The following is a 24100-nucleotide window of genomic DNA, read 5'->3' as shown; positions in this document are numbered from 1 at the left end:
TTAATTTAGTTAATGTTTAATTGATTTAATTCGATGTTATCAAGAAGTAATTCTTGATTATTAGTTTCTATAGAAAAGGTTGAATAGGGTTTGTTTGGAAAAAATATTTCTGTCATAACAGTTTCTCCATCATCAAAGAATAATTCTATAGAGGTTTTATCTATTAATATTGTTCCTGATAAATTTTTATTAGATGATGTTCTAGGAGCATAAGAAATTTTATCTGCAAATTTTTCTGAGAAATTTATTTTTCCAGATTTTTTACGATCAATAAAAAAAGAATTCTTAGCATTATCATATCCAAATAAAAGTGAGTCATTTACTTTGTTAGATAGTTTAAAAGTGAAGCTTTTATCATTTAAATTGTTTATATTAAACTTTATTTCAGAACTAGATAAATCAATAGATTCTGAACCTATAATTTTTGTATTCCCGTTTACAGAAATATTTTCTTTTTTAAATTTGGTGCCTCTGTATTTATTTAAATCTGTTACAGGGTTGGAAATTAATCGATAACCATTATCATCTTTTTTAAGTGCTACTTTTCTAGGAATTGTCATTGCGCTTCTCCATGTTTCTGTTGGTACTTTTACTGCATAATCCCAATTAGACATCCAACCAATCATTAATTTAGCACCATCTTTTGTTCTTGCGTTAGACCAAGAAACACCTGCGTAATTATCTTTACCAAAATCTAACCAATACGTATGATTTTCTTTTAAGTTTTTTTCAAACTCTTTATCAATTTTAAAGTTCTTACCATCAAAATCTCCAATAAAATATTGTGTTGCACTTCCACCATTTGGACCACCAGTTCCAACACTTACAAATAATACCCATTTAAATTCTTCTGTACCTTTAATTGGTAGTTTAAATAAATCTGGACATTCCCAAACTCCATCTTTAGAATTTTCATCTTTTTTAAATTCTGAAAGTAAGTTCCAGTTTTTTAAATTTTTAGAATCGTAAAACATTATTTTATCTCCAGCTGCTAGAGACATAATCCATTTATGTCTATCCTCATCCCAAGTAATTTTTGGATCTCTAAAATCTTTAATAGTATCGTTGTCTATAACCGGGTTGTTTTCGTATTTCTTAAAAGTTTTACCTTCGTCATTACTGTAAGCAATACTTTGTACCTGTTTAACCTTTCCGTTACCAAAATCTTTATGGTTCGTGTACATAGCAACAATTGGAATAGATTTTTCAACTTCTCCTAATCCAGAGCTATTGCTAATATCTACAACCGCACTTCCAGAAAAAATGGTTCCAAGTTCATCAGGATAAATAGCAATAGGTTGCTCTGACCAGGTAATCATATCTGTGCTAATTGCATGTCCCCAATGCATAGGACCCCAAACATTACTATCTGGATGGTATTGAAAATATAAATGATAGTAACCATTGTAATAAAACATGCCATTAGGATCATTCATCCAAGCTTTTTTTGGCGTAAAATGAAAGTTAGGTCTGTAAAGTTCTTCTTCTGTATAAGTTTTAGAAACTTTTTCTTTAGTTTCTACTGTTTTTTTACAGTTAAAAAATACAAGCAACACAAGAGTTATAAAAGTTAGTTTTTTGAATTTCATTTGCTTAATTTTTATTTTTGATTAGTTTTTTACTTAGCTCCTCTAGTGTAACACCTTTAGTTTCTGGCATCATAAAGATTACGAATAGTAATTGTATGGCCATCATCACTGCAAAAAATAGAAAGACAACACTAGCCCCAATTGTAGAGAATAATACCGGTACTAATGAAGGAATAACTGCTGCTAATACCCAATGTACAGAACTACCAAAAGATTGTCCTGAACCCCTTAAATGATTGGGGAATATTTCTGATATAAAAACCCATATTACAGTGCCTTGCCCGATTGCATGTGCTGCAATAAAAATAAATAAGAAGATAGGCATGTAAGTTCCTTCCCAGTTAAAAAAGAAGGCAGCAGAAACTAATGATAATGATATAATATAACCAAAAGAGCCTATATACATTAGTTGTTTTCTACCTAATTTATCTATTAAAAATATACCAAGTAATGTAAATAGCATATTTGTAACACCAACACCAATACTACTTAACATGGCAGTACTTTCTCCTAAACCTGCTTCTTCTAATATTCTTGGAGCATAATATAATAATGCATTAATACCAGATAATTGATTGAAAAAGGCAATTAAAAAAGCTAAGATTAAAGGGAATCTGTATTTTTTAAGAAAGATGTTTTCATTAGGTATCGTATCTTTCATCTCTTGTTTGATTTCTTCAACTAAAGCATTTGAGTTTAATTTTGGATTAATAATTTTTAAAGCCTTTCTAGCCTCATCTTCTTTAGATTTGGTTAATAACCATCTAGGGCTTTTAGGTACAGATAAAATCATTAAAGTATAAATAATTGCAGGCACTGCTTCTATACCTAACATCCATCTCCAGGCATTTTCACCAATATTATTTAATAAATAATTAGAAAAGAAAGCGATTAAAATACCAAACACAATATTAAATTGATATAAGCCAACTAATTTACCTCTATCTTTTGCGGGTGCAATTTCTGAGATATAAGCTGGAGCTGCAATTGTAGATGCTCCAACACCTAGGCCTCCAATAAATCTAAATAAAGCAAAAGTCCAAGGATCATTAGCTAAACTAGATCCAATTGCAGATATTGTGTAAAGGACACCTATCCATATTAAGGTGTTTTTTCTACCAATTTTATTAGTTGGTATTCCTCCAAAAATTGCCCCAAAGACTGTACCCCATAATGCCATACCAATAACTACCAATCCATGAAACATATCTGTAGATTCCCAAATTAGTTGAAGTTTTTTTTCAGCACCAGAAATAACAACTGTATCAAAACCAAACAAGAAACCTGCTAGTGCAGTTGTTAAAGACCAGATTATTATTTTTTTATTCATGTTTTTGATTTAATTGTAATTGAGTTTTGCATCTATTTTGTTGATTTAATAAAATTTAGACTTTTTTTTGAGTAAAATTAAAATAGCAGCACAGTATTTTGTGTAAATAATAAATCGAAAACGTTTTCGATTTACCGAAAACGTTTTCGATTAAGGTAATTTACTATATTTACAGGGTAATAAAACATATATTTGCTCTAAAAATTAAACAATTCTATTTTGGTAACACTTAAACAAATAGCCGAACAATTAGGTATTTCTATCACAACCGTTTCAAAAGCATTAAAAGATTATCCGGATGTAAGTAAAAAAACAAGAAAGTTGGTGAGAGAAACAGCTTCTTTATTGCACTATAAACCAAATTCTTTTGCCGTTAATTTAAGAACTAAAGAATCTAAGATTATAGGTTTAATTATACCTGTAATTGTGCATCACTTTTTTTCTAGTGTTATTAAAGGAATTATTTCTCAAGCAGAAAAAAAAGGGTATTTGGTAATTATTCTTCAGTCTGATGAATCTTACGAGTTAGAAAAAAAGCAAATAGATTTATTACTTAGTAAAAGAGTAGACGGAATTTTAATTTCTTTAGCAAACGGAACAGGAGATTTTAAACACCTAACAGAAATTATTGAACAAGAAACTCCTTTAGTAATGTTTGATAAAATTGCTAAAGTGGTAAAATGTTCTAAGGTTATTATTGATGATAGAAAAGCTGCGTATATAGCAACGAAACATTTAATTGATATTGGTTGTAAACGAATTGCTCATTTTAGAGGGGCTTTGTTGCCTCAAAATTCTATCGATAGATTTCTTGGTTATAAAAAGGCGTTGCTTGATAATAACTTAGAGTACGACCCTTCTTTAATATATGTTAATGAGTGTGGAGATATGAGTTTTGAGGAAGGAAAAGAAAATGCAAGACAATTATTAAAAGACCATAAAGATGTGGATGGTATTTTTATAAATACAGATTTAGTTGCTATTGGGGCCATGACGGAATTTGCTAAATTGGGTGTTAAAGTGCCAGAAGATATTAGTATTGTTGGTTTTAGTAACTGGTTTATGTCTTCTGTAATTTCACCTTCTTTAACAACAATTAATCAACCTGGTTTTGAAATGGGGAAAAAATCTTTTAAAATATTATATAAAGAAATAAAAGACAGAAAAATGAATAAAAGTATTAGTTATAAAGAAGTTGTTTTAGATACCGATTTAGTGATTAGAGAATCTACTAAAAGAAAACTTTAAGGTTGTTTTTGTGTTTCTGAAATTGAAAATTTAGAAATTATTAGGCCTTGTTTAATAAAAAATAAGTGGTTAGATTTAGCATAAAGTTTATGTTTGTGTTTATCAACCAAAATTACACGATGAAATATTCTATTTTTTTACTCATTTTTTTCACCTCTTTATCCTCTTTTTCCCAAGTAAAAGGAAAAATTACAGATACAAATAACAACCCATTATCATTTGTGAGTATTTATTTAGATGAAAGTGTTACAGGAACAACTTCTAATGATAATGGAGCGTACGTTTTAGGTATTGAAAAGAAAGGGAAACATACTGTTGTTTTTCAAATTTTAGGATACATAACGTTAAAAAAGGAAATAAATATTACGTCTTTTCCTTTTGAGTTAAATGTGCAATTAGAGGAAGAAAATGTGCAGTTGGCAGAAATTTCTATTTCTACAAAAGACAATCCTGCAAATAGAATTATTAGAAATACAATAGCTAATAAGGATAAAAACACGAATAAGTATGCAAATTATACTGCTAAATTCTATTCTAGAGGTTTGTATAAAATTAAGGATGCACCAGAAAGATTTTTGGGTAGAAATATGGGGGATTTTGGTGGAGCATTAGATTCTACAAGAAGCGGAATTATTTACCTTTCGGAAACTGTTTCTGAAATCCATTTTCAGAAAAAACCAAAAAAGTTTAAAGAAAAAATTATTGCTTCTAAAGTAAGCGGAACCGATAATGGTATTAGTTTTAATAGAGCAGAGGATGCAAATATTAATTTTTATGATGATAGTGTTACTTTTGGTAGCGATTTAATTTCACCAGTTTCTACCAATGCTTTTAGTTATTACAAATATCAATTAGAAGGAACATTTTATGATACAAATGGTAAACTGATCAATAAAATAAAATTGATTCCGAAGCGTAAAAATGACCGCGTTTTTAATGGTTATTTATATATTGTAGAAGATGATTGGGCTATTTATGGCGCAGATGTTTCTGTTACCGGAGCGCAGGTAAACATACCAATTGTAGACGTTTTGTATTTAAAACAAAATTATAATTATTCAGAAGAAAATGATGCTTGGGTATTAATTAGTCAGAGTATCGATTTTAAAGTAGATGGTTTTGGTTTTAAGTTAGATGGTCGTTTTTCATCTGCATATTCTGCATATAATTTTACACCAAAATATGACGAAAACACATTTACAAATGAAGTTTTATCGTTTGAGAAACAAGCTACAGAAAAAGATACTACCTATTGGAATACGTTAAGACCAGTTCCTTTAACGTTAGAGGAAACGATAGATTATCAATTTAAAGATAGTTTAAAGGTGGTAAGAAAGTCTAAGAAATATTTAGATTCTGTAAATAAAATACAAAACAAAATGAATTTAGTGGCCCCAATAATGGGATATACTTATAGAAATTCTTTTGAAAAATGGTCTGTTTCTTACAATGGTTTAATTAATGATTTTAATTTTAATACGGTACAAGGTTTTAATGTTTCTTTAGGTGGTAGTTATTTTAAAGAGCAAAATAACACAGGGAAATGGTGGAATGTAGGTGGAAAAGTAAATTATGGTTTTTCGGACAAACGGATAAGACCTACTTTCTTTTTAACTAAAAATTGGAATGATATTTCCAGGCCTAGAATGACAATTTCTGGTGGAGTTACAACAGCTCAGTTTAATGGTAGAAATCCTATAATGAAATTAAATAACACCGTTAGTTCTTTGATAAGGAGGTTAAATTATTTAAGAATTTACGAAAAGGAGTTTGCTGAAATTAATTATTCAGAAGAAATTGTAAATGGAATTTACCTAGCTACATCGTTAGAATATGTAAATAGAAAACCACTTTTTAATACTACAGATTATTCTTTTGCAAAACAAGGTGAAAATGGAGGTTATAGGCCTAATAATCCTTCAGATGTTATTGATGTGTTTGAAGAACATGAAATTGCTACGTTTAATCTAGGTGCTACTTTTGTATTCGGACAAAAATATTTGTCTTATCCGGATAGAAAAGAAAATATTGGAAACGAGAAATATCCATCTTTAAATATTAATTATAGAAAACACTTTGGCGCTTCTAATTCCGAGTTAAATTCAGATGTATTTACAGCAAATTTAACACAAGATATTAATGCAGTAAATTACGGAGAACTATCTTATAATGTTAGGGGAGGTGTATTTCTAAAAAAGAAAGACATCGCTTTTATGGACTTTTTGCAAGCCAACGGAAACCAATTACTTTTTCCTTTGGATCGTGAGTTAAGTAGCTTTGGTTTGTTAGAGTATTATAAGTTTTACACCAATGATAGGTATGCAGAAGCACATATTCAGCATGATTTTAAAGGGGCTATTTTAGGTAAGATTCCGTTATTGAATAAATTAAATCTTCATTTAGTTGGTGGTGCAAAAGCCTTAATCATGGCAGATAAAAAGCCATACACAGAATATTCTGTTGGATTAGATAATATAGGTTTTGGTAAATGGCGATTTTTAAGAGTAGATTATGTAAAATCTTTTCATGGAGGAATTAAAAACGATGGTTTATTGCTTCGATTGAGTATGTTTTAATATTTTTGAATAATGAAAATTCAAGTACTTTTTTTCGGAATTACAACAGATTTAGTGGGTTCATCAACTTTAGAGTTAAATATAGTTGATGTTGCTACTGTAGCAGATTTTAAAAAGTCTTTAAAAGAGAAGTATCATCAATTAGAAAACTTAAATTCTTATGCAATTGCTGTAAATGAAAGTTATGCAGCCGATAATTTACTTCTAAAAGAGAGCGATGTTGTTGCGGTGATTCCGCCAGTAAGCGGAGGATAAAAAAAAGCTTGTTTTTATCCTTAAGGAAAGAAACAAGCTAATATGATTTTCTAAAAGAGTACGAGTAATTATTTCTTAAAATACTTCTTATCAACATAAAAAGTACCAAAAGGAATTACAGAAGCAACCAAAACAATTCCTAAAGTTTTATTGTTCCAATTCATTTCTTTTTTGATTACAATAGCCAATACTACATATAGCATAAAAAGAATTCCATGAGGCATTCCTAACATTTTTACGTAAGAAGCATCACCTTGTAAATATTTTATAGGTGTTGCAATAAATAATAATAATAGGTAAGAAACTCCTTCTAAAATACTTACAATTCTAAAGATATTTTTCATAAAGATAATTTTTTGTCAAGGCAACTTATGTTTATAATCTGTGTTGATGATCGTTGTTTTTTAAAACACAGAAACCTCCTTGTAATGTTGATTCATTTATTTTTGCGAAAATACAACTTTGTTTTCCTATTTTTGTCTTAGTACTGAACTTCCTGAGTTAAATTCAGTATAAATGTTTTAGTGTCTCAAGAAATGAAAAGAACTTCCATAAAAATTACTTCAGAAAAACTAGATTTACAAGAATGTTATCATTTTGTAGAAGATGCTTCTTGTGGTGGAATTTCTGCATTTGTAGGTACTGTTAGAAGTGACACACAAGGAAAAGAAGTTCTTCAATTAGATTTTTCTACATATAAGCCAATGGCGATTAAAGAAATGCAAAAAATTGCAGACTTGGCACTAGAAAAATTCGACATAAAAAAAATTGCCATTCATCATGCAGAAGGAATGTTACAGGTTGGTGAAATTCCTGTAATTATAACTACGTCTTCTAAACATAGAAAAGCAGCTTTTGAAGCTTGTGAATTTGCTATTGATACTCTAAAAGAAACCGTTCCTATCTGGAAAAAAGAATATTTTTCTGACGGTGAGGTTTGGGTGAATGCGCATCCGTAAATTCAGTTTTTAGTACACAGTTTTACTCAACGCCCAATGCTGGTGCGAGCGTCTCGCTCGTATCTTTTTTTAAAATATTGTAGCATAAGTTTGTGTAAATTACTCTACAAGTTATTGGTGTTTGCACGAGCGGGACGCTCGCGCTATCGGAGTAGTCTATAAATAAGTTTTAAGGTCTAAAAAAATGATGTTTTCTTCTTCCCTAACAGTGATCCACTGAAAATTGATACTGAATACTATTCACTTACCAATGCTAGTGCTAGCGGATGATTACTTAATTGTTTTTCTGCTTTGCAGCCATAAATAATACTGTAACCCAAATAGAATTGCACCTGCCAATAAATGTGTTGCTTGTGTACCTAATGGAAACTCTGCGTAATACATTAACATACCAGAAATAGTTTCTAAGAAAATTAATGCAATCACCCAGTTTATCAACTTATAATCTAATTTTTTTACTTGATTTATGTAGAATAAACCAAAGTTAATTGCTACAATGGCAATGGTAAAAGATCTATGAAAGTAGAATTTAAAACTCGGATTCATTAAACTGTAATCTTTGTTTTCGAAACCATACAACTTTACTTGCTCATCTATAAATTGTCTTACTTGTGTTCCCATTGCTATTTGTATCAAAGAAAATACAGCAGAAATAATAAGTAATTTGCTAAATAATGAGTTGTACTTGTGGGTTTTATTTTTGTCTGAAGTAATAAATTTTAGTTGTAGTAAAAGTGCAATAATTATTAAACCAATAACCATGTGAATGGTTATTATAGAGGGTTTTAAATTGGTGTCTACAACAGTTTTTCCTAACCAAGCTTCTACTAACATTAAAAAGAAAGCAGTATAAGCAAGTATTGGAATTCTTTTATCTGTTTTCCAAAATTTTGAAGCTCCGTAGATTAAGAATAAGAAAACAAAACCTGCTAAAACAGAAGATAGTCTGTTAATGTACTCTGTCCAGGTGTGGTATTTGTTAAAATTTGCGTAATCGTGTTTTGTATAAGTAGCCCAATTGCTTTTGTTAAATTGGTCTGCTGTTTTTATATCGTGTTCTGCAACAAATAGGGCTTCATCTTTAATGATGATAAAACCTTTTTTAAATTCAGTATTTGGTTTCCATGTAATTTGTTCTTCCGCTGTAGGCGGAATATAATACCCAAAACATTTTGGCCAATCCGGACATCCCATTCCAGAGCCAGTCATTCTAACAACAGAGCCTGCTAAAAAAATTAAGTAGACAGATATAATGGCAATTTGTACAGTTTTCGCGAAGCTACTTTTCATTATAAATAAATGTTTTTACAAAAATAAGGCAAAAAAAATTCGTTTAAAATAAATTAAACGACTTGTTCTTATAAAAAAGAAAATACTTGCCAATAAGTTTTTAAAACAGCTTTGTTTTCTAAAAAAAACTATACTTAATTAGTTCTAATGACAGTTTCCTTTTTATAAAAAGCTTGTTTTGTAAAAAAAATAAGACAAAAAAAAAGCCGCTTAAAAAATTAAGCGACTTGTTCTTTTCAAAAAATTTAAAATTATAGAACTCTAACGTCTACTGCATTTAAACCTTTTCTACCTTCTTTAAGGTCGAACTCTACTGCGTCACCTTCTCTAATTTCGTCAATTAATCCTGATACATGTACAAAGTACTCTGTGTTTGAATCATCTTCTGTTACAAATCCAAATCCTTTAGATTCGTTGAAGAATTTTACTGTCCCTTTTTTCAAAATAATATAATATAAATGTTAATAATACTGCAAATATAAGATTATATTAATTGGTATTACCAAAATACTGTTTTAAATAATTATTTCTTTTTTGTAAAAACAGCGAGTGGTCAAATGAAAAAAAAACGCACATTATTACTACAATAATTATTTAATAGAGGTGTTTTAAGAAAGTCAATACAGGTAGCGGTTACAGCGATTTTAGATTGATAACGAATTGTGAATGAGTGTTTTGAAAAATCTTTTTTTTGAGGCTAAAATCAATAAAACATCCAATTTGTTAAAAACTTCAAGGGTTTTGTGAATAAGTATAACTTTTATTTTGGAGCAAAAAATCCAATCTTTGTTAACATTAAAATTAACTTTTAAACACCCTTCTTTTACCTTGGAAATTACCCACATTATAAAAAGAGACTCGGAAACAACAACCTTTGAGTTAGAAAAAATTATTAACGCTATTGAAAAAGCAATGCTTACCGTTAACAACGGTTCTAGAAACGATGCAATTGCAATCTCTAATATTGTACACGGTACGTTATTAGAAAGAAGGTTAAATGAACCAGATTATATACCTACAGTAGAGCAAGTACAAGATATAGTAGAGTATAAATTAATGGACAGCCCTTTTCATGATGTTGCAAAGGCTTATATATTATATAGAGACGAACAAACAAGAAGTAGAAAACCAAATATTTTTGAAAAGAGAATAAACTTAAAGCCATATGATTATCCTGCTTTAGGAGAATATGTAGATGCTATTAGACACTCTTATTGGATTCATACTGAGTTTAATTACACCAGTGATATACAGGATTTTAAGACATCGCTTACCGATTTAGAGAAAAATGCTATTAAAAATACCATGTTAGCAATTTCTCAAATAGAAGTAGCAGTTAAAACTTTTTGGGGAGACATTTATAAAAAAATGCCGAAGCCAGAAATTGGTTCTGTTGGTGCAACATTTGCAGAGAGTGAAGTACGTCATCATGATGCATATTCTCATTTATTAGAGATTCTAGGGTTAAACAATGAGTTTAAAAACTTAAAGAAGAAGCCTGTAATTATGAAACGTGTTAGCTATTTAGAAGCTGCATTAAAAAACGTAAATAGTGAAGATAATCAGGAGTTTTCTGAATCAATAATTTTATTTTCTCTATTTATAGAGCATGTATCTTTATTCTCTCAGTTTTTGATTATAATGGCTTTTAATAAGCATAAAAACGTACTAAAAGGAATTTCTAATGTGGTAGAAGCTACTTCTAAAGAAGAGCAAATTCATGGAGATTTTGGTATCGATTTGATTAAAATTATTAAAGAAGAAAACCCAGATTGGTTTAGTGAAGAGCATAATTTATTAGTTCAAGAAACTTGTAAAGAAGCATTTTTATCAGAAAGTAAATTAATCGATTGGATTTTTGAAAAAGGAGAATTAGATTTTTTACCTAAAGATGTAATCAAAGAATTTATTAAAAACAGATTTAATAACTCTTTAGAAAGTATTGGTATTGCAAAAGTATTTGAGGTAGACCAAGTATTATTAAAAGAGACAGATTGGTTTGATGATGAAATTATTGGAACCAAACATGGTGATTTCTTTGTAAAAAGATCAATCAACTATAGTAAAAGAACAAAAAGTATAACTAGCGACGACTTATTTTAAATTATGAACTTGAACGAAACAAAAACAACAGAACTTACAGAACACGAACAGTTAATTCAAGTTAGAACCGCTGCTAGGAAAGAAATGCTTAAAGGTAAAAACCAACCAGAAATTACATGGTTAACAGAAAATAGCCGTAAATTTTTAGAGTCTGGTTATTTAACAGGAGATACTACACCAGAAGAAAGAATACGTGAAATTGCAGACAATGCAGAGCGTATTTTAAAAATGGATGGTTTTTCTGATAAGTTTTATAAATACATGGCAGAGGGGTATTACTCTTTAGCTTCACCAATTTGGTCTAACTTTGGTAAGAAAAGAGGTTTGCCAATTAGCTGTTTTGGATCGCATGTAGCAGATGATATGGGAGATATTTTATTCTCACAATCAGAAGTTGGTATGATGTCTAAATTAGGAGGAGGAACTTCTGGTTATTTTGGTAAGTTACGTAAAAGAGGTGCCGATGTAAAAAATAACGGATCTTCATCTGGTTCTGTACACATTATGCAATTGTTTGAAAAAATGGTTGATGTTGTAAGTCAGGGTTCTGTAAGACGTGGACGTTTTTCTCCATATTTACCAGTAGATCATGCAGATATTAAAGAGTTTTTAGAAATAGGAACAGAAGGAAACCCAATACAAGAATTAACGCATGGTGTTACCGTTGGTGACGATTGGATGCAAGCAATGATTGATGGTGATGTAGAAAAAAGAAGTATTTGGGCAAAAATATTACAAAGAAGAGGAGAAATTGGGTATCCATATATTCTTTTTAGAGACAATGCAAATAATGGAACGGTAGATGTTTATAAAGACAAAAACCACGAAATTTATGCAAGTAACTTGTGTACAGAAATCATGTTACCTTCTAATGAAGATTGGTCTTTTGTATGTTGTTTATCATCTGTAAACTTATTACATTATGATAAGTGGAAAGATACAGATGCTGTAGAAACACTTACGTACTTTTTAGATGCAGTAATGCAAGAGTTTATTACCAAGTTAGAAGTATATAAAGATTCATCTGATAGAGACGATCAGTTTACGTTCCGTTTTATGGAAAAAGCGTATAATTTTGCAAAAGAAAATAGAGCTTTAGGTTTAGGTGCATTAGGTTGGCATTCTTTATTACAATCTAAAATGCATGCTTTTGATAGTGCAGAAGCGTATGCTTTAAATAGTGAAATCTTTAAGGTAATTAAAGAAAAATCTTACAAAGCATCAGAAGAAATGGCTAAGTTGTATGGTGAGCCAGCAGTATTAAAAGGGTACGGAAGACGTAACACTACTTTAAATGCAATTGCACCAACTACGTCATCTGCATTTATTTTAGGTCAAGTATCACAAGGTATTGAGCCAATTTGGTCTAATATTTATGTAAAGGATATTGCAAAGATTAAAACGACTATTAAAAATCCAATTTTAGAAGCATTATTAGAAGAAAAAGGACATAATACATCTGATATTTGGAAAAGTATTAGAGACAATGATGGTTCTGTACAACATTTAAGCGTTTTAACGGAATCTGAAAAAGAAGTGTTTAAAACATATTCAGAAATCGATCAAAATGTAATTGTGTATCAGGCAGCTAATAGACAAAATCATATAGATCAAGGGCAATCTATAAATATTATGGTGCACCCAGATATGCCGATTAAAGACGTAAATGCAGTATATATTAATGCTTGGAAATTAGGTGTAAAATCTATGTATTACCAACACAGTATGAATGCTGCACAGAAGTTTAAACAAAAGAAAGAATGTGCTTCTTGTGAAGGGTAATTAACACATTAAAAGTTGATAAAGAGAAGTCGAAAGGCTTCTCTTTAATATGAATAATTAAAATATTTTATTTGAGGTAAAAATAATAAGTATAAAAAAAAGCGATACTAGATATATCGCTTCTTGGTGTAATTTTTTAAATTTTTGCTTCCTACGGCCAAAATTTTAATTAAAAGAAATGAATTTTGAGAATACTCAATCTCCTTCCCTTTTGTTCTTCAAAATTACAAAATACGATTCTCTTCACCAAGTTTTATTTATAAATTTTATACATTCTTTGATAGGGCTAATTGCCTTGTTATCTAATGTAGAACAGACTTGTTAACAAAAATAAAAAGTTAATAGGTTGATTTAAACACAAACAGAGATGAAGAAAAACTTCAGAAAAACACCTGAATTTATAACAAATAGAATAAAAGTTTTAAATTCTGATAATGTTATTATTGCTACAATAATTAAAATAAACAAGAATCAAATTGAGGATTTAAAATTTCGAAACTTAAACTTACAATTAACTGATAATCATATAAGTTTTAAAAATCAATATATTCCAGAAAATACAGTTGGATTATATAGCCGAAAAAATATTGATGGTTATAAAAATGTACACAAAGATCAAGAAAAAATAAGAAAATTATTTTATTTAGGGGAGAGACCTTATTATGGAGATTGGAAAAAAGGCTCTTTTCCTCTTTATTCATCAAGAGAGGTTTATCAATCTGATGATATTCCGCCAAGAGAATTATCTATAGCTACGGAGTTACTTGAAGAAACAGAAAATGATTTAAAAGTTAAAGTTTCTGTTGATATTATACTAAATAGAAATGATGAAAATTTTGATGAAGAGTTATTTTTTGTTTTAAATTTATTACAAGAAAATATTCATTCTGTTAATGTTTTCTCTTCAGAAACAAGTCGAGAAGAGTATTTAAGGACTTTGTCTTTAACTTGGGATGTATTTCCTCCTGGAGAAAGAAATGATGATTTAGAAAGAATTATTAAAGGTAGTAGAAACTTGACACCTAAAAGAGTTGAGGAAATTCAAAATAAATATGATTATTTAGTTGCTTTAAATCCTGTTGAAATTATATCAGGACTAAGTGGTATGAGGAAATATTTTGGAGCTAAATTTTCTGACAACCTTGTTGTATTTGAGAATTTAAATTATGGAAATGCTATTTACGTTTTATTTGAAAATTGGGAAGAATTAAGTAAAATGAGTAGAACCGAAATACAAACAAGACCTGCAGACGAGTTTATTAGAATAAAACACACTCCAAACTGGCAACAAAGTTTAGAAAGAATAATCGCAGGTAGAAAGTAATAATAAAAAAAGAGAAGCTGTAAAGCTTCTCTTTTTTTATATAAATAAGATTTTAAATACTTACTAAAGTTTAATATAGTCTTTAACTGGCCCAAATCTTAAAATAAGATAACCAATTACCGCAGAAATAAGCGAACCTAAAAGAATACCTATTTTTGCAGAGCTAATAAACTCTGGTGATGTTGAAAATGCCAAACCAGCAATAAAAATAGCCATAGTAAACCCAATACCAGCAATAAATGAAACTCCTAAAATTTGTATAAAGTGAATGTCTGAAGGTATTTGAATTAAATTTAATTTTTTTGCAACCAATATAACTAGTGGTATACCTAGTCCCTTACCTAATACTAAACAGAGTATAATGTGGAAAACTAAAGCCATGTCTATATGTACAGAACTATCTATTAACACACCTGCATTGGCAAGTGCAAAAACAGGGATTATAAAATAAGCCGACCAATTGTGTAGGTTATGTTCTAAATGTTGTAAAGGAGATTGAAATTTTTTACTCCAATGGGTTAAGTTATTTACTAATTTTAATTGTTGATTAGATAGTATAGGTTCCTTTAATACAGGTGCACTTTTAATGCTATTGTAAATACCTTCTAACTGAGAAAGAAATGTAGTTGTTTTTATTTCTTGTCTAATTGGTACAGAAAATGCAATTAAAATACCCGCAACAGTAGGGTGTACTCCAGATTTTAAGAACAATACCCAAACGATAATACCTACAACAATCATTACAAATTTAGAGTAATACCCTTTATATGTTAAGACATACAATAGTGCTATTAACCCTAAGCCTATTAATAATAATGCAACTTGAATAGATTCACTGTAAAAAACAGCAATTACTAAAACAGCTTCAATATCATCTACAATTGCAAAAGCAGTTAAAAATATTTTTAGACTAAGAGGTATACGTTTTCCTAATGTATTTAATACAGCTAAAGAAAAAGCAATATCTGTTGCCATAGGAATTCCCCAACCTTTAAATGTTTCTGGATTTTGATTTAAAAGCATAAATAAACCAACAGGAATAAGTGCTCCACCAACAGCTCCAAATAATGGGAAAGCTAATTTTTTAACGGTGTTTAATTCTCCAATTAAAATTTCACGTTTTATTTCTAATCCAATTAAGAAAAAGAAAATAGCCATTAAACCATCATTAATCCAAAATAAAACAGATTTTTTCAATTCAAAATTTTCTCCTGAAAAACCAACTTTATATTCTAAAATAGAAGAGTAACTTTCATGAAGAGGTGAGTTTGCCCAAAATAAAGCAACTAAAGTACATATTAGTAACAGGATTCCGCTAAAACTTTCAATTTTTACAAATTTTTGAAACGGGGTAATAAATAATTTTTTTATCATGAATAATAAGTTAATTTATAAATTGAATAATAAAATGGCACGAACGTTTTTTTAATTCATGTACACAGCTTCAAAAACTGCTATAGGAGCCCTTTTTCCAAGATTTAAAGATAATATATTATTTTTAATAGTATAATTATCTGTTGAATTTATAGCTTTTAAGAATTTAGATTCATCGGTATTATTGCAAAACATTCTTGTTGAAATAACTTTTGTGAATTTAATTCTATTCCCCTCTTCTAAAATATACTCGCCATTAATAGTATTACAACCTGCAAAACCAGTAAATCTACTCTCTTTTGTCTTTAAAGTAATAAATATTTCACGTTTTTGGTTGTCTTCCATTTTAATTTCTTTTCCATACAAAGTTTTAAGCTTCCAATACTTTTCTGTAATGGTATTGTCGTAGTCTTTTCCACTTACTGACTTACAGTTTGTTATGGTAATTGAAATTATAATAAGAAATAATATTTTAGTTTTCATTAAAAAATTTTTATAAAAATAAGTTAAGTTGATTAGATGTTAAACTTTTTTACATTAAATTTCTCTTAATTTTTTTGTAAAAAGAATGTTTTTTATAATGATACCATAACCTCAAAATAATAGTTTGTATTTTTACCGATTAAACTTTATTATTAAAATAAATGAACTGGGAACAACTTCTTTCTTTAAAACGTTTTGGCGATACACAAAAGCGCCCAAGAGCTACACAAGACGAAACTCGTCTGGGTTTTGATGTAGATTTTGATAGAATTATATTTTCATCAGCATTTAGAAGTTTACAAGACAAAACACAGGTAATACCATTATCTCAAACAGATTTTGTACACACACGTTTAACACACAGTTTAGAGGTTTCTGTTGTGGGGAGAACTTTGGGTAGAAGAGTAGGTAAGGTGTTGTTAGAGCGTCATCCAAAATTAGAAGAATTAGGTTATAAGTTTAATGATTTTGGTGCTATTGTTGGTACAGCTTCTTTAATGCACGATATTGGAAACCCTCCTTTTGGGCACTCTGGAGAAAAAGCTATTGGCGAGTATTTTAAAACAGGAAAGGGTATAAAATACAAAGACCAATTGTCTGATAAAGAATATCAAGATTTAATTGACTTTGAGGGGAATGCGAATGGATTTAAGATTTTAACAGAATCTAGAGAGGGAATTTCTGGTGGTTTGCGTTTAAGTTATGCAACTTTAGGAGCCTTTTTAAAATACCCAAAAGAAAGTTTACCAAAGAAACCTACCAATCATATTGTAGATAAAAAGTATGGTTTTTTTCAATCAGAAAAAGATGCTTTTTTAGAAATTATAGAAGACTTAGGGATGAAACAAAAATCTACTTCGGCAATTTCTTTTTACAGACATCCGTTGGCTTATTTAGTAGAAGCTGCAGATGATATTTGTTATACAATAATAGATTTCGAAGACGGAATTAATTTAGGCTTAATAGAAGAAGAATTTGCTTTAGAGTACATGATTAAGTTGGTAAAAGATACCATCGATATTAATAAATATCATTCTTTACAGCATAAAACAGATAGAATAAGTTACTTAAGAGCTTTAGCTATTGGGGTTTTAATTAATGAAGCGGTTGCTATTTTCTTAGCAAATGAAGAGGCTATTTTAAATGGTACTTTCGAGAGGTCTTTATTAGATAGATGTAAATATGAAGCACAAATAAAAGACATTATTAAATTAAGTATTGCAAAAATTTATAAAAGCAAAGATGTTGTAGAAAAAGAAATTGCTGGTTATAGAATTATTGCCGATTTATTAGATGTTTTTGTAACGGCTTTAAATAATAAGTTTGATGGTAATCAATCTAATTTTGATGAGTTGGTATTGAATTTATTACCAGAAGAATACCAAACAGAATCGGCTAGTTTGTATCAAAGAATTATGCAAATTTGCAGTTATGTTTCTAGAATGTCTGATAGTTATGCTATTAGAACACATAAGAAATTAACAGGAAATATTATTTAAGAATAAATATATCAGATATAAAAAAGACGCTATGTAGCGTCTTTTTTTATGTTAATGCATTAAATGTATTTGCAAGATTTTCTGCATCTAACTTAAGTTTATGCTGTAGCGTTAATACATTTCCGTGTTCAATAAACTCATCAGGTATTCCTATCGTTTTTATTTTATGGTGATAATTATTTTCTGATGCGAATTCTAAAATAGCGCTTCCAAAACCACCTTTTATCGTGCCATCTTCAATGGTAATAATAGTTTGATGTTTATCAAAAATACGATGTAATAAATTTTCATCTAAAGGTTTTACAAAGCGCATGTCGTAATGAGAAAAGAGATTTAGATTCTCTACAAACTCTAAAGCTTCAGAAACGTTTTTAGCAATTGTTCCGATAGATAGAATCGCTATTTTATTTCCTTCTTGTAAGCAAACTCCTTTTCCTACTTCTATTTTTTCAAAAGGTTTTTTCCAATCGATAATAGTTCCTGTTCCTCTTGGATATCGAATGGCAATTGGTTTTTTTAATCCTAATTGAGCAGTGTATAAAATATTACGCAATTCAATTTCATTTCTTGGTGCAAAAACAATCAAATTAGGAATTAAACGTAAATACGCTAAATCGAAAACTCCATGATGTGTTGCGCCATCTTCACCAACCAAACCAGCTCTGTCTAAACAAAAAATAACAGGTAAGTTTTGCAAAGCAACATCATGAATTACTTGATCGTATGCACGTTGTAAAAAGGTAGAATAAATATTACAAAATGGCACTAAACCTTGCGTTGCCATACCTGCCGCTAAGGTTACTGCATGTTGTTCTGCAATACCAACATCAAAAGTTCTTGTTGGGTGTTTTTCCATCATAAACTTTAAAGAACCACCTGTTAACATGGCTGGTGTAATACCAACAATATTTTTATTTTCATCGGCTAATTCTACAACCGTTTTTCCAAAAACATCTTGATACTTTGTGTATAAACTTTTCGCTATTTTTAATCGCTCACCAGAAATTTTATCAAATTTACCAGGTGCATGATAGGTTACTTGATCTTCTTCAGCTTTCTGTAAACCTTTTCCTTTTGTAGTAATTACATGTAAAAACTTTGGGCCTTTTACATCTTTTAAACGTTTTAATTCTGATAAAACCTTCGGTAAATCATGTCCGTCAATAGGACCCGAATAATCAAAATTTAAAGCTTTTATTATATTGTTTTGCGCCGCAAGTCTTTTATCGGTTTTAACCTTTGTTAGATACTCTTTTAAAGCACCAACGGAAGGATCAATACCAATAGCGTTGTCATTTAAAATAATTAATAAATTTGCTTTAGAAACTCCTGCGTGGTTTAAGGCTTCAAAAGCCATTCCGCTTGCAATAGAAGCGTCTCCAATAACCGCAATATGGTGTTTTTCTGTTGCTCCTTTTATGTTAGAGGCAATTGCCATTCCTAAAGCTGCAGAAATAGAAGTAGAGGAGTGTCCTACTCCAAATGCATCAAATTTACTTTCTTTTATAGTCGGAAAACCAGCAATTCCACCAAATTGTCTGTTGGTATGAAAAATGTCTTTTCTGCCTGTTAATATTTTATGTCCGTATGCTTGATGGCCAACATCCCAAACCAATAAATCATTTGGTGTGTCAAACAAATAATGCAATGCTATTGTTAACTCTACAACACCTAAGCTTGCACCTAAATGCCCTTCTTTGGTAGCTACAATATCAATAATAAAGTCTCTTAATTCTTTTGCAAGTTGAGGTAATTGATCTTGATTTAGTTTTCGTAAATCTTCTGGGTTTACTATATTGTCTAACAAGTTCTTCATTGAAATACGAAATTACAACATCAAATTTTGTGTCCGTAAAACGGATCGTTAATAAATACAAATCTATCGTAAATATTTTACTTAATTTTGATATTTATAATTAACATACATGATACAGCCTTTTGACGACACCTATTTTATGAAAAAAGCCTTACAAGAGGCAGAATCTGCTTTTGATAAAGGCGAAGTACCAGTTGGTGCCATTATTGTTTTTAAAGATCAAATTATTGCAAGAGCGCATAATTTAACCGAAACATTAACCGATGTTACTGCACATGCAGAGATGCAAGCGTTTACAGCTGCTGCAGATTTTTTAGGAGGAAAATATCTAAAAGATTGCATCCTATATGTAACCTTAGAGCCTTGCCAAATGTGTGCAGGTGCAAGTTATTGGGCGCAAATTGGTAAAATTGTTTACGGAGCAACAGAACCAGACAGAGGTTTTGTAAATTTAAATACTACGTTACACCCAAAGACAAAAGTTGTTGGTGGTATTTTAGAAAATGAATGTTCTTTACTTTTAAAACGTTTTTTTGTTGAAAAAAGAAATTTGAATTAATGAGTATGATAGAAAATAAATACGATGTTGTAATTATTGGTGGAGGACCTGCTGGAGGACAAACAGCTAGAAATTTATCTCAAAAAGGATATAAAACACTTTTAGTAGAGCGTTATAAAAGTTTTTATGATAATAATTTTTCTAGTGCAGGTATGACTTTAGAGCCTTTAAAAGAGTTTAATTTACCAACTAAAGTGATTGGTTCTTATTGGAAAGATATTACCATAAAATGTACCGAAAAAGAATATGACTGGTTTGGAGAAAAGCCTAAAGGAGTTGTTTTAGACTTTGGAAAATTGCGCGAGTTTTTAGCAGAAGAATCTGTTTTTAATGGTGGTGAAGTTTTATTAGGTCATAAATATGTAGAGAAAAGAGTTGTAGGTACGGAGGTAGAAGTAGACCTTTTAGAAGCTGAGACTTCTAAAATAAAAACAGTAAAAACGAAACTTCTAATAGATGCAACAGGTCCACTACGTAAAGTAATGTATGATTCTAAGGAAGAACAACCTAAAATGAATTTAGGTAGTGGAACAGAGTATTTAATTGAAGTAGATCAAAAGACGTATAATAAATTTAAAGAGAAATTAGTTTTTTTCTTAGGGCATAAATGGGCTTTGAAGGGGTATTCTTGGGTTTTTCCTATGGAAAATAGAATTTTAAAAGTTGGTTCGGGTAGAACACATTTAAAATCTAAAGATCAAGAAAATACAGATAAATCAACCAAAAAAATTACAGAAAAAATTATTAAAGAGTATATCAAACCAGAAACTTACACATTATTAGATATTCATGGTGGTATTTTAAGATACTGTGAAGGCTTAAACGATACTTATTATAAAAACAATGTAATTGCTGTTGGTGATGCAATTTCCGCGATTAACCCCAGAGGAGGTGAAGGTATAAGGTATGCAATGCAAAGTGCCAATTTAGCATGCGATTATATAGATGTTTATTTTAAAACAGGACAAGAAAATTTTAAAGAGTACGAGAAGCAATGGAAAAAGAAGAAACTTCTAAAATGGCGATTAAGTGAAGTTTCTGCTAGAAGAATGTACAATAGATATTCTGATTTACAGGTAGAGAATAGAGTAGAGTTTTTTCAGAAACATTTTTCAATAGATGTTCTTATTGATAGCTTATTTAACTTTAATTATAATAAAATGCTCTCTAGAGTTTTTAGTTATTTATGGATGAAATTAAAATATAAATTTAATAACAAGGAGTTTTAATTTAGGTTTTACTTTTTATTTAGTGTTAAAATTTTTACAATTATTTCTTAAAAATTTGTGAGATAGTTTGTTTTAGAGAAACTTTACGTCAACTAATTCAAATTATTTTACTACATGAAAAAATTTTTACTCGTATTCTTGTCCTTTTTTGTTGTGGCAACAATTTCTGCACAAGAAACTCCAACTCCCAATTACAGAGCTGCTGCTAAGTACTCGCCAACAAATTTGGCAAAAATGGTACACTCTACATCTGTAAGTCCACATTGGTTAAAAAAAGGAAATCGTTTTTGGTATGCTTATAAAACATCCGAAGGTGCTAACTATTACTTAGTGGATGCAGATAAAAAATCTAAAAAATCACTTTTCGACAATGTAAAGATGGCAAAGTGGTTAACAGAAATCACTAAAGATCCATACGATGCAAAACATTTACCTCGTTTGGATATTAAATTTAACGAAGCAGAAGATGCTATTCGTTTTAGAGTAACATCAACAGAAGAAGTTGAAGTTATTGATGATAAAAAAGAAGTGAAAAAAGATTCTACTTCATCAAAAAAAGGAAAAAGCAAGAAACCTAAAAAGGAGAAAAAAGTTTACCATTTAGAATATAAATTAGGTGGAAATGGCTTGACAATTATTGATACCATTAAGAAAGAAAAAGAAGACTGGAAAAAATGGGCAAACATTGCACCAGATAGTTCTATTGTTTTGTATTCTAAAAACTATAACTTGTACTGGATGGATAAAATGAACTTTAAGAAGTTTATTAAAGATGAAAAAGATAGTACCGTTGTAGAAAACCAATGGACTAAAGATGGTGAAGAAAATTATGCTTACGGACGTGGTTCTAGAGGAGATAATGTTGATAAAGAAAAAAATAAAGACAAAAGAAATGGTGTTGGTGGCGTTTGGTCTCACGATTCTAAAAAGTTTGTTTTTCAAAAATCAGACTCTAGACACATTAAAGATTTATGGGTAATTAATTCTACTGGTAAAAAAAGACCAACGTTAGAAACCTATAAATACCACATGCCAGGAGAACAAGAATATTACAAATCTGAGTTATTAATTTTTGATATTCCTACTAAAACACATGTAAAAGTACCTTTAGATACCATTAAACAACAAAGTATTTCTGTTTTTAGAGCTCCAAGAAAACAATCTAGTAGAGATGATGAGTTTAGACCTTCTTTACTTTTATCTAAAAAAGGGAAAGTATATTTCAGTGTAATCTCTAGAGATCGTAAAAAATACGATATTAATGTTGCTGATATTAATACAGGGGAGTATAAAACCTTAATTGAAGAGCGTTTTAACACCTATATTGAATCTCGTCCGTTAATTTTATTAAATGATGAAAAAGAAATGTTGCATTGGGCAGAACGTGATGGTTGGGCACATTTTTACTTATATGATACAGATGGAAACTTAAAAAATCAGGTTACAGAAGGTGATTACCATGTAGCTAGTTTTGAAGGATTAGATGAAAAAAATAGGACTTTGTATTTTTCTGCAAACGGAGTTAATAAAGAACAAGATCCTTACTATGCACATTCTTATAAAATTAGTTTGAATGGAACAGGATTGAAAACTTTAAATCCTGGAGATTTTACATCGAGCACAAGTATGTCTGATTCTAATAAGTATTTTGTAAGCAACTTTTCTAGAGTAAACACCATACCAAAATCGGAGCTTAGAAATGCAAACGGACGTAAAGTAATGGATTTAGAAACGGCAGATTTATCGCAACTGTTTGCATCTGGTTACAAGTTTCCAGAAACCTTTAAAGTAAAGGCAGATGATGGTATTACCGATATTTACGGCGTAATGTATAAACCATTTGATATGGATTCTACTAAGGTTTATCCGTTATTAGAATATGTTTATCCTGGTCCGCAGACAGAAGCGGTAAACAAATCTTTTTCTTATTCTATGGATCGTGTAGATAGAATGGCGCAGGTTGGTTTTATAGTAATTACCTTAGGAAACAGAGGTGGGCATCCAGACAGATCTAAATGGTACCATAATTATGGGTATGGTAATTTACGTGATTATGGTTTGGCTGATAAAAAGTATGTAGCACAACAATTGGCAAACAAACATAAATTTATCGACATTGAAAAAGTAGGGATTTATGGTCATTCTGGTGGAGGATTTATGTCTACAGCAGCTATGTTAGTATATCCAGATTTCTTTAAAGCAGCAGTTTCATCTGCAGGAAATCATGATAATAATGTGTACAATTCTTGGTGGAGTGAAACACATCATGGTGTAAAGGAAGAAATTGATGAGAAAGGAAAAATTTCTCACGTATATAAAATCGATGACAATCAATCTTTAGCAAAAAACCTAAAAGGACATTTAATGTTGATTCATGGAGATATGGATAATAACGTAAATCCTGCAGGAACGATTAGAATGGCAAACGAATTAATTAAAGCAAATAAACGTTTTAAATATATGATTATGCCAGGACAAAGACATGGTTTTGGAAATATGACAGAATATTCTTTTTGGTTAAGAGCAGATCATTTTAGTAAGTATTTGTTAGGTAAAGAAGCTACTGATGCAGATATTAAGTTTATGAATTTAGACAAACCAATGAATAAGTAAAAGGTTTAATGTCAGTTCGAGCGAAACCGAGAACTAATTAAAGTATAAAAAACTCCGAATGAAAATTCGGA

The 24100-nt window shown here is 29.9% G+C and carries 19 protein-coding genes; 11 read left to right on the top strand and 8 right to left on the bottom strand.

From position 1 onward, the window contains the following. Positions 1–5: 5 nt before the first annotated feature. Together WG945_RS09530 and WG945_RS09525 are read right to left on the bottom strand one after the other, a co-directional pair. The gene (locus tag WG945_RS09530; RefSeq protein ID WP_068447372.1) at positions 6–1589 is read right to left on the bottom strand and encodes a glycoside hydrolase family 32 protein; all 1584 of its coding nucleotides are present in this window, start codon (positions 1587–1589) and stop codon (positions 6–8) included. Positions 1590–1593: 4 nt separating this feature from the next. Further along, complete coding sequence (locus WG945_RS09525; protein ID WP_068447371.1) at positions 1594–2919, bottom strand: sugar porter family MFS transporter; 1326 nt, start codon at positions 2917–2919, stop codon at positions 1594–1596. 216 nt (positions 2920–3135) lie between these two features. On the opposite strand from WG945_RS09525, the gene WG945_RS09520 reads away from it, so the two are divergent. The 3 genes from WG945_RS09520 (at position 3136) to moaD (ending at position 6998) form a co-directional block, all read left to right on the top strand. Then, the gene (locus WG945_RS09520; protein ID WP_068447369.1) at positions 3136–4167 is read left to right on the top strand and encodes a LacI family DNA-binding transcriptional regulator; all 1032 of its coding nucleotides are present in this window, start codon (positions 3136–3138) and stop codon (positions 4165–4167) included. A 119-nt stretch (positions 4168–4286) separates the two neighbouring features. Next, entirely contained in the window at positions 4287–6743 is a 2457-nt protein-coding gene (locus WG945_RS09515; protein ID WP_068447367.1) for a DUF5686 and carboxypeptidase regulatory-like domain-containing protein, read from the top strand. Between the two features lie 12 nt (positions 6744–6755). Next, complete coding sequence (moaD, locus tag WG945_RS09510) at positions 6756–6998, top strand: molybdopterin converting factor subunit 1 (protein ID WP_068447365.1); 243 nt, start codon at positions 6756–6758, stop codon at positions 6996–6998. Positions 6999–7066: 68 nt separating this feature from the next. Here moaD and WG945_RS09505 read toward each other — a convergent pair whose 3' ends face one another. Continuing rightward, the gene (locus WG945_RS09505; RefSeq protein ID WP_068447364.1) at positions 7067–7342 is read right to left on the bottom strand and encodes a DUF3817 domain-containing protein; all 276 of its coding nucleotides are present in this window, start codon (positions 7340–7342) and stop codon (positions 7067–7069) included. Positions 7343–7534: 192 nt separating this feature from the next. On the opposite strand from WG945_RS09505, the gene WG945_RS09500 reads away from it, so the two are divergent. Beyond that, on the top strand, positions 7535–7957 hold the full coding sequence (locus WG945_RS09500) for a molybdenum cofactor biosynthesis protein MoaE (protein WP_068447362.1): 423 nt from the start codon (positions 7535–7537) through the stop codon (positions 7955–7957). A 270-nt stretch (positions 7958–8227) separates the two neighbouring features. Here WG945_RS09500 and WG945_RS09495 read toward each other — a convergent pair whose 3' ends face one another. Together WG945_RS09495 and WG945_RS09490 are read right to left on the bottom strand one after the other, a co-directional pair. Then, on the bottom strand, positions 8228–9247 hold the full coding sequence (locus WG945_RS09495) for a COX15/CtaA family protein (protein ID WP_068447360.1): 1020 nt from the start codon (positions 9245–9247) through the stop codon (positions 8228–8230). 251 nt (positions 9248–9498) lie between these two features. Further along, complete coding sequence (locus WG945_RS09490; RefSeq protein ID WP_068447358.1) at positions 9499–9690, bottom strand: cold-shock protein; 192 nt, start codon at positions 9688–9690, stop codon at positions 9499–9501. A 385-nt stretch (positions 9691–10075) separates the two neighbouring features. On the opposite strand from WG945_RS09490, the gene WG945_RS09485 reads away from it, so the two are divergent. The 3 genes from WG945_RS09485 to WG945_RS09475 all read left to right on the top strand — a co-directional run bounded on the left by WG945_RS09485 (position 10076) and on the right by WG945_RS09475 (position 14456). Next, positions 10076–11350 carry a ribonucleotide-diphosphate reductase subunit beta gene (locus WG945_RS09485; RefSeq protein WP_068447471.1) on the top strand — a complete coding sequence of 425 codons (1275 nt, stop codon included), beginning with the start codon at positions 10076–10078 and terminating at the stop codon, positions 11348–11350. A 3-nt stretch (positions 11351–11353) separates the two neighbouring features. Then, positions 11354–13132 carry a ribonucleoside-diphosphate reductase subunit alpha gene (locus tag WG945_RS09480; RefSeq protein ID WP_068447357.1) on the top strand — a complete coding sequence of 593 codons (1779 nt, stop codon included), beginning with the start codon at positions 11354–11356 and terminating at the stop codon, positions 13130–13132. A 367-nt stretch (positions 13133–13499) separates the two neighbouring features. Next, positions 13500–14456 carry a hypothetical protein gene (locus WG945_RS09475; protein WP_068447355.1) on the top strand — a complete coding sequence of 319 codons (957 nt, stop codon included), beginning with the start codon at positions 13500–13502 and terminating at the stop codon, positions 14454–14456. A 63-nt stretch (positions 14457–14519) separates the two neighbouring features. Here WG945_RS09475 and nhaA read toward each other — a convergent pair whose 3' ends face one another. Both nhaA and WG945_RS09465 read right to left on the bottom strand, forming a co-directional pair. Beyond that, the gene (gene nhaA / locus WG945_RS09470; RefSeq protein ID WP_068447353.1) at positions 14520–15830 is read right to left on the bottom strand and encodes a Na+/H+ antiporter NhaA; all 1311 of its coding nucleotides are present in this window, start codon (positions 15828–15830) and stop codon (positions 14520–14522) included. A gap of 51 nt (positions 15831–15881) precedes the next feature. Beyond that, a complete protein-coding gene (locus tag WG945_RS09465; protein ID WP_068447352.1) occupies positions 15882–16313 on the bottom strand; it encodes an META domain-containing protein in 432 nt (143 codons plus the stop codon). 161 nt (positions 16314–16474) lie between these two features. Here WG945_RS09465 and WG945_RS09460 point away from each other — a divergent pair, with 161 nt between their 5' ends. Next, a complete protein-coding gene (locus tag WG945_RS09460) occupies positions 16475–17812 on the top strand; it encodes a deoxyguanosinetriphosphate triphosphohydrolase (RefSeq protein ID WP_068447350.1) in 1338 nt (445 codons plus the stop codon). 46 nt (positions 17813–17858) lie between these two features. Here WG945_RS09460 and dxs read toward each other — a convergent pair whose 3' ends face one another. After that, entirely contained in the window at positions 17859–19628 is a 1770-nt protein-coding gene (gene dxs, locus WG945_RS09455) for a 1-deoxy-D-xylulose-5-phosphate synthase (RefSeq protein WP_068447348.1), read from the bottom strand. 109 nt (positions 19629–19737) lie between these two features. Here dxs and WG945_RS09450 point away from each other — a divergent pair, with 109 nt between their 5' ends. From WG945_RS09450 to WG945_RS09440, 3 genes are all read left to right on the top strand, one after another. Next, positions 19738–20187 carry a nucleoside deaminase gene (locus WG945_RS09450; RefSeq protein ID WP_068447346.1) on the top strand — a complete coding sequence of 150 codons (450 nt, stop codon included), beginning with the start codon at positions 19738–19740 and terminating at the stop codon, positions 20185–20187. A 5-nt stretch (positions 20188–20192) separates the two neighbouring features. Next, positions 20193–21416 (top strand): FAD-dependent monooxygenase, encoded by a 1224-nt coding sequence (locus WG945_RS09445; RefSeq protein WP_068447469.1) that lies wholly within the window; start codon positions 20193–20195, stop codon positions 21414–21416. 114 nt (positions 21417–21530) lie between these two features. Further along, on the top strand, positions 21531–24029 hold the full coding sequence (locus WG945_RS09440) for a S9 family peptidase (RefSeq protein WP_068447344.1): 2499 nt from the start codon (positions 21531–21533) through the stop codon (positions 24027–24029). The last annotated feature ends 71 nt before the right edge of the window (positions 24030–24100 follow it).

The sequence above is a fragment of the Polaribacter atrinae genome (assembly GCF_038023995.1).
GTDB classification, from domain to species: domain Bacteria; phylum Bacteroidota; class Bacteroidia; order Flavobacteriales; family Flavobacteriaceae; genus Polaribacter; species Polaribacter atrinae.
The sequence above is the reverse complement of the archived record's forward strand: the minus strand, read 5'-3'. Positions and strand labels throughout refer to the sequence as shown.

What these genes read in the sequence shown, in the direction of transcription:
- WG945_RS09525 (WP_068447371.1), bottom strand. Translation starts at nt 2,919, where the DNA reads ATGAATAAAAAAATAATAATCTGGTCTTTAACAACTGCACTAGCAGGT.
- WG945_RS09500 (WP_068447362.1), top strand. Translation starts at nt 7,535, where the DNA reads ATGAAAAGAACTTCCATAAAAATTACTTCAGAAAAACTAGATTTACAA.
- WG945_RS09480 (WP_068447357.1), top strand. Translation starts at nt 11,354, where the DNA reads ATGAACTTGAACGAAACAAAAACAACAGAACTTACAGAACACGAACAG.
- WG945_RS09505 (WP_068447364.1), bottom strand. Translation starts at nt 7,342, where the DNA reads ATGAAAAATATCTTTAGAATTGTAAGTATTTTAGAAGGAGTTTCTTAC.
- WG945_RS09530 (WP_068447372.1), bottom strand. Translation starts at nt 1,589, where the DNA reads ATGAAATTCAAAAAACTAACTTTTATAACTCTTGTGTTGCTTGTATTT.
- WG945_RS09460 (WP_068447350.1), top strand. Translation starts at nt 16,475, where the DNA reads ATGAACTGGGAACAACTTCTTTCTTTAAAACGTTTTGGCGATACACAA.
- WG945_RS09450 (WP_068447346.1), top strand. Translation starts at nt 19,738, where the DNA reads ATGATACAGCCTTTTGACGACACCTATTTTATGAAAAAAGCCTTACAA.
- WG945_RS09445 (WP_068447469.1), top strand. Translation starts at nt 20,193, where the DNA reads ATGATAGAAAATAAATACGATGTTGTAATTATTGGTGGAGGACCTGCT.
- WG945_RS09495 (WP_068447360.1), bottom strand. Translation starts at nt 9,247, where the DNA reads ATGAAAAGTAGCTTCGCGAAAACTGTACAAATTGCCATTATATCTGTC.
- moaD (WP_068447365.1), top strand. Translation starts at nt 6,756, where the DNA reads ATGAAAATTCAAGTACTTTTTTTCGGAATTACAACAGATTTAGTGGGT.
- dxs (WP_068447348.1), bottom strand. Translation starts at nt 19,628, where the DNA reads ATGAAGAACTTGTTAGACAATATAGTAAACCCAGAAGATTTACGAAAA.
- WG945_RS09465 (WP_068447352.1), bottom strand. Translation starts at nt 16,313, where the DNA reads ATGAAAACTAAAATATTATTTCTTATTATAATTTCAATTACCATAACA.
- WG945_RS09440 (WP_068447344.1), top strand. Translation starts at nt 21,531, where the DNA reads ATGAAAAAATTTTTACTCGTATTCTTGTCCTTTTTTGTTGTGGCAACA.
- WG945_RS09515 (WP_068447367.1), top strand. Translation starts at nt 4,287, where the DNA reads ATGAAATATTCTATTTTTTTACTCATTTTTTTCACCTCTTTATCCTCT.
- nhaA (WP_068447353.1), bottom strand. Translation starts at nt 15,830, where the DNA reads ATGATAAAAAAATTATTTATTACCCCGTTTCAAAAATTTGTAAAAATT.
- WG945_RS09475 (WP_068447355.1), top strand. Translation starts at nt 13,500, where the DNA reads ATGAAGAAAAACTTCAGAAAAACACCTGAATTTATAACAAATAGAATA.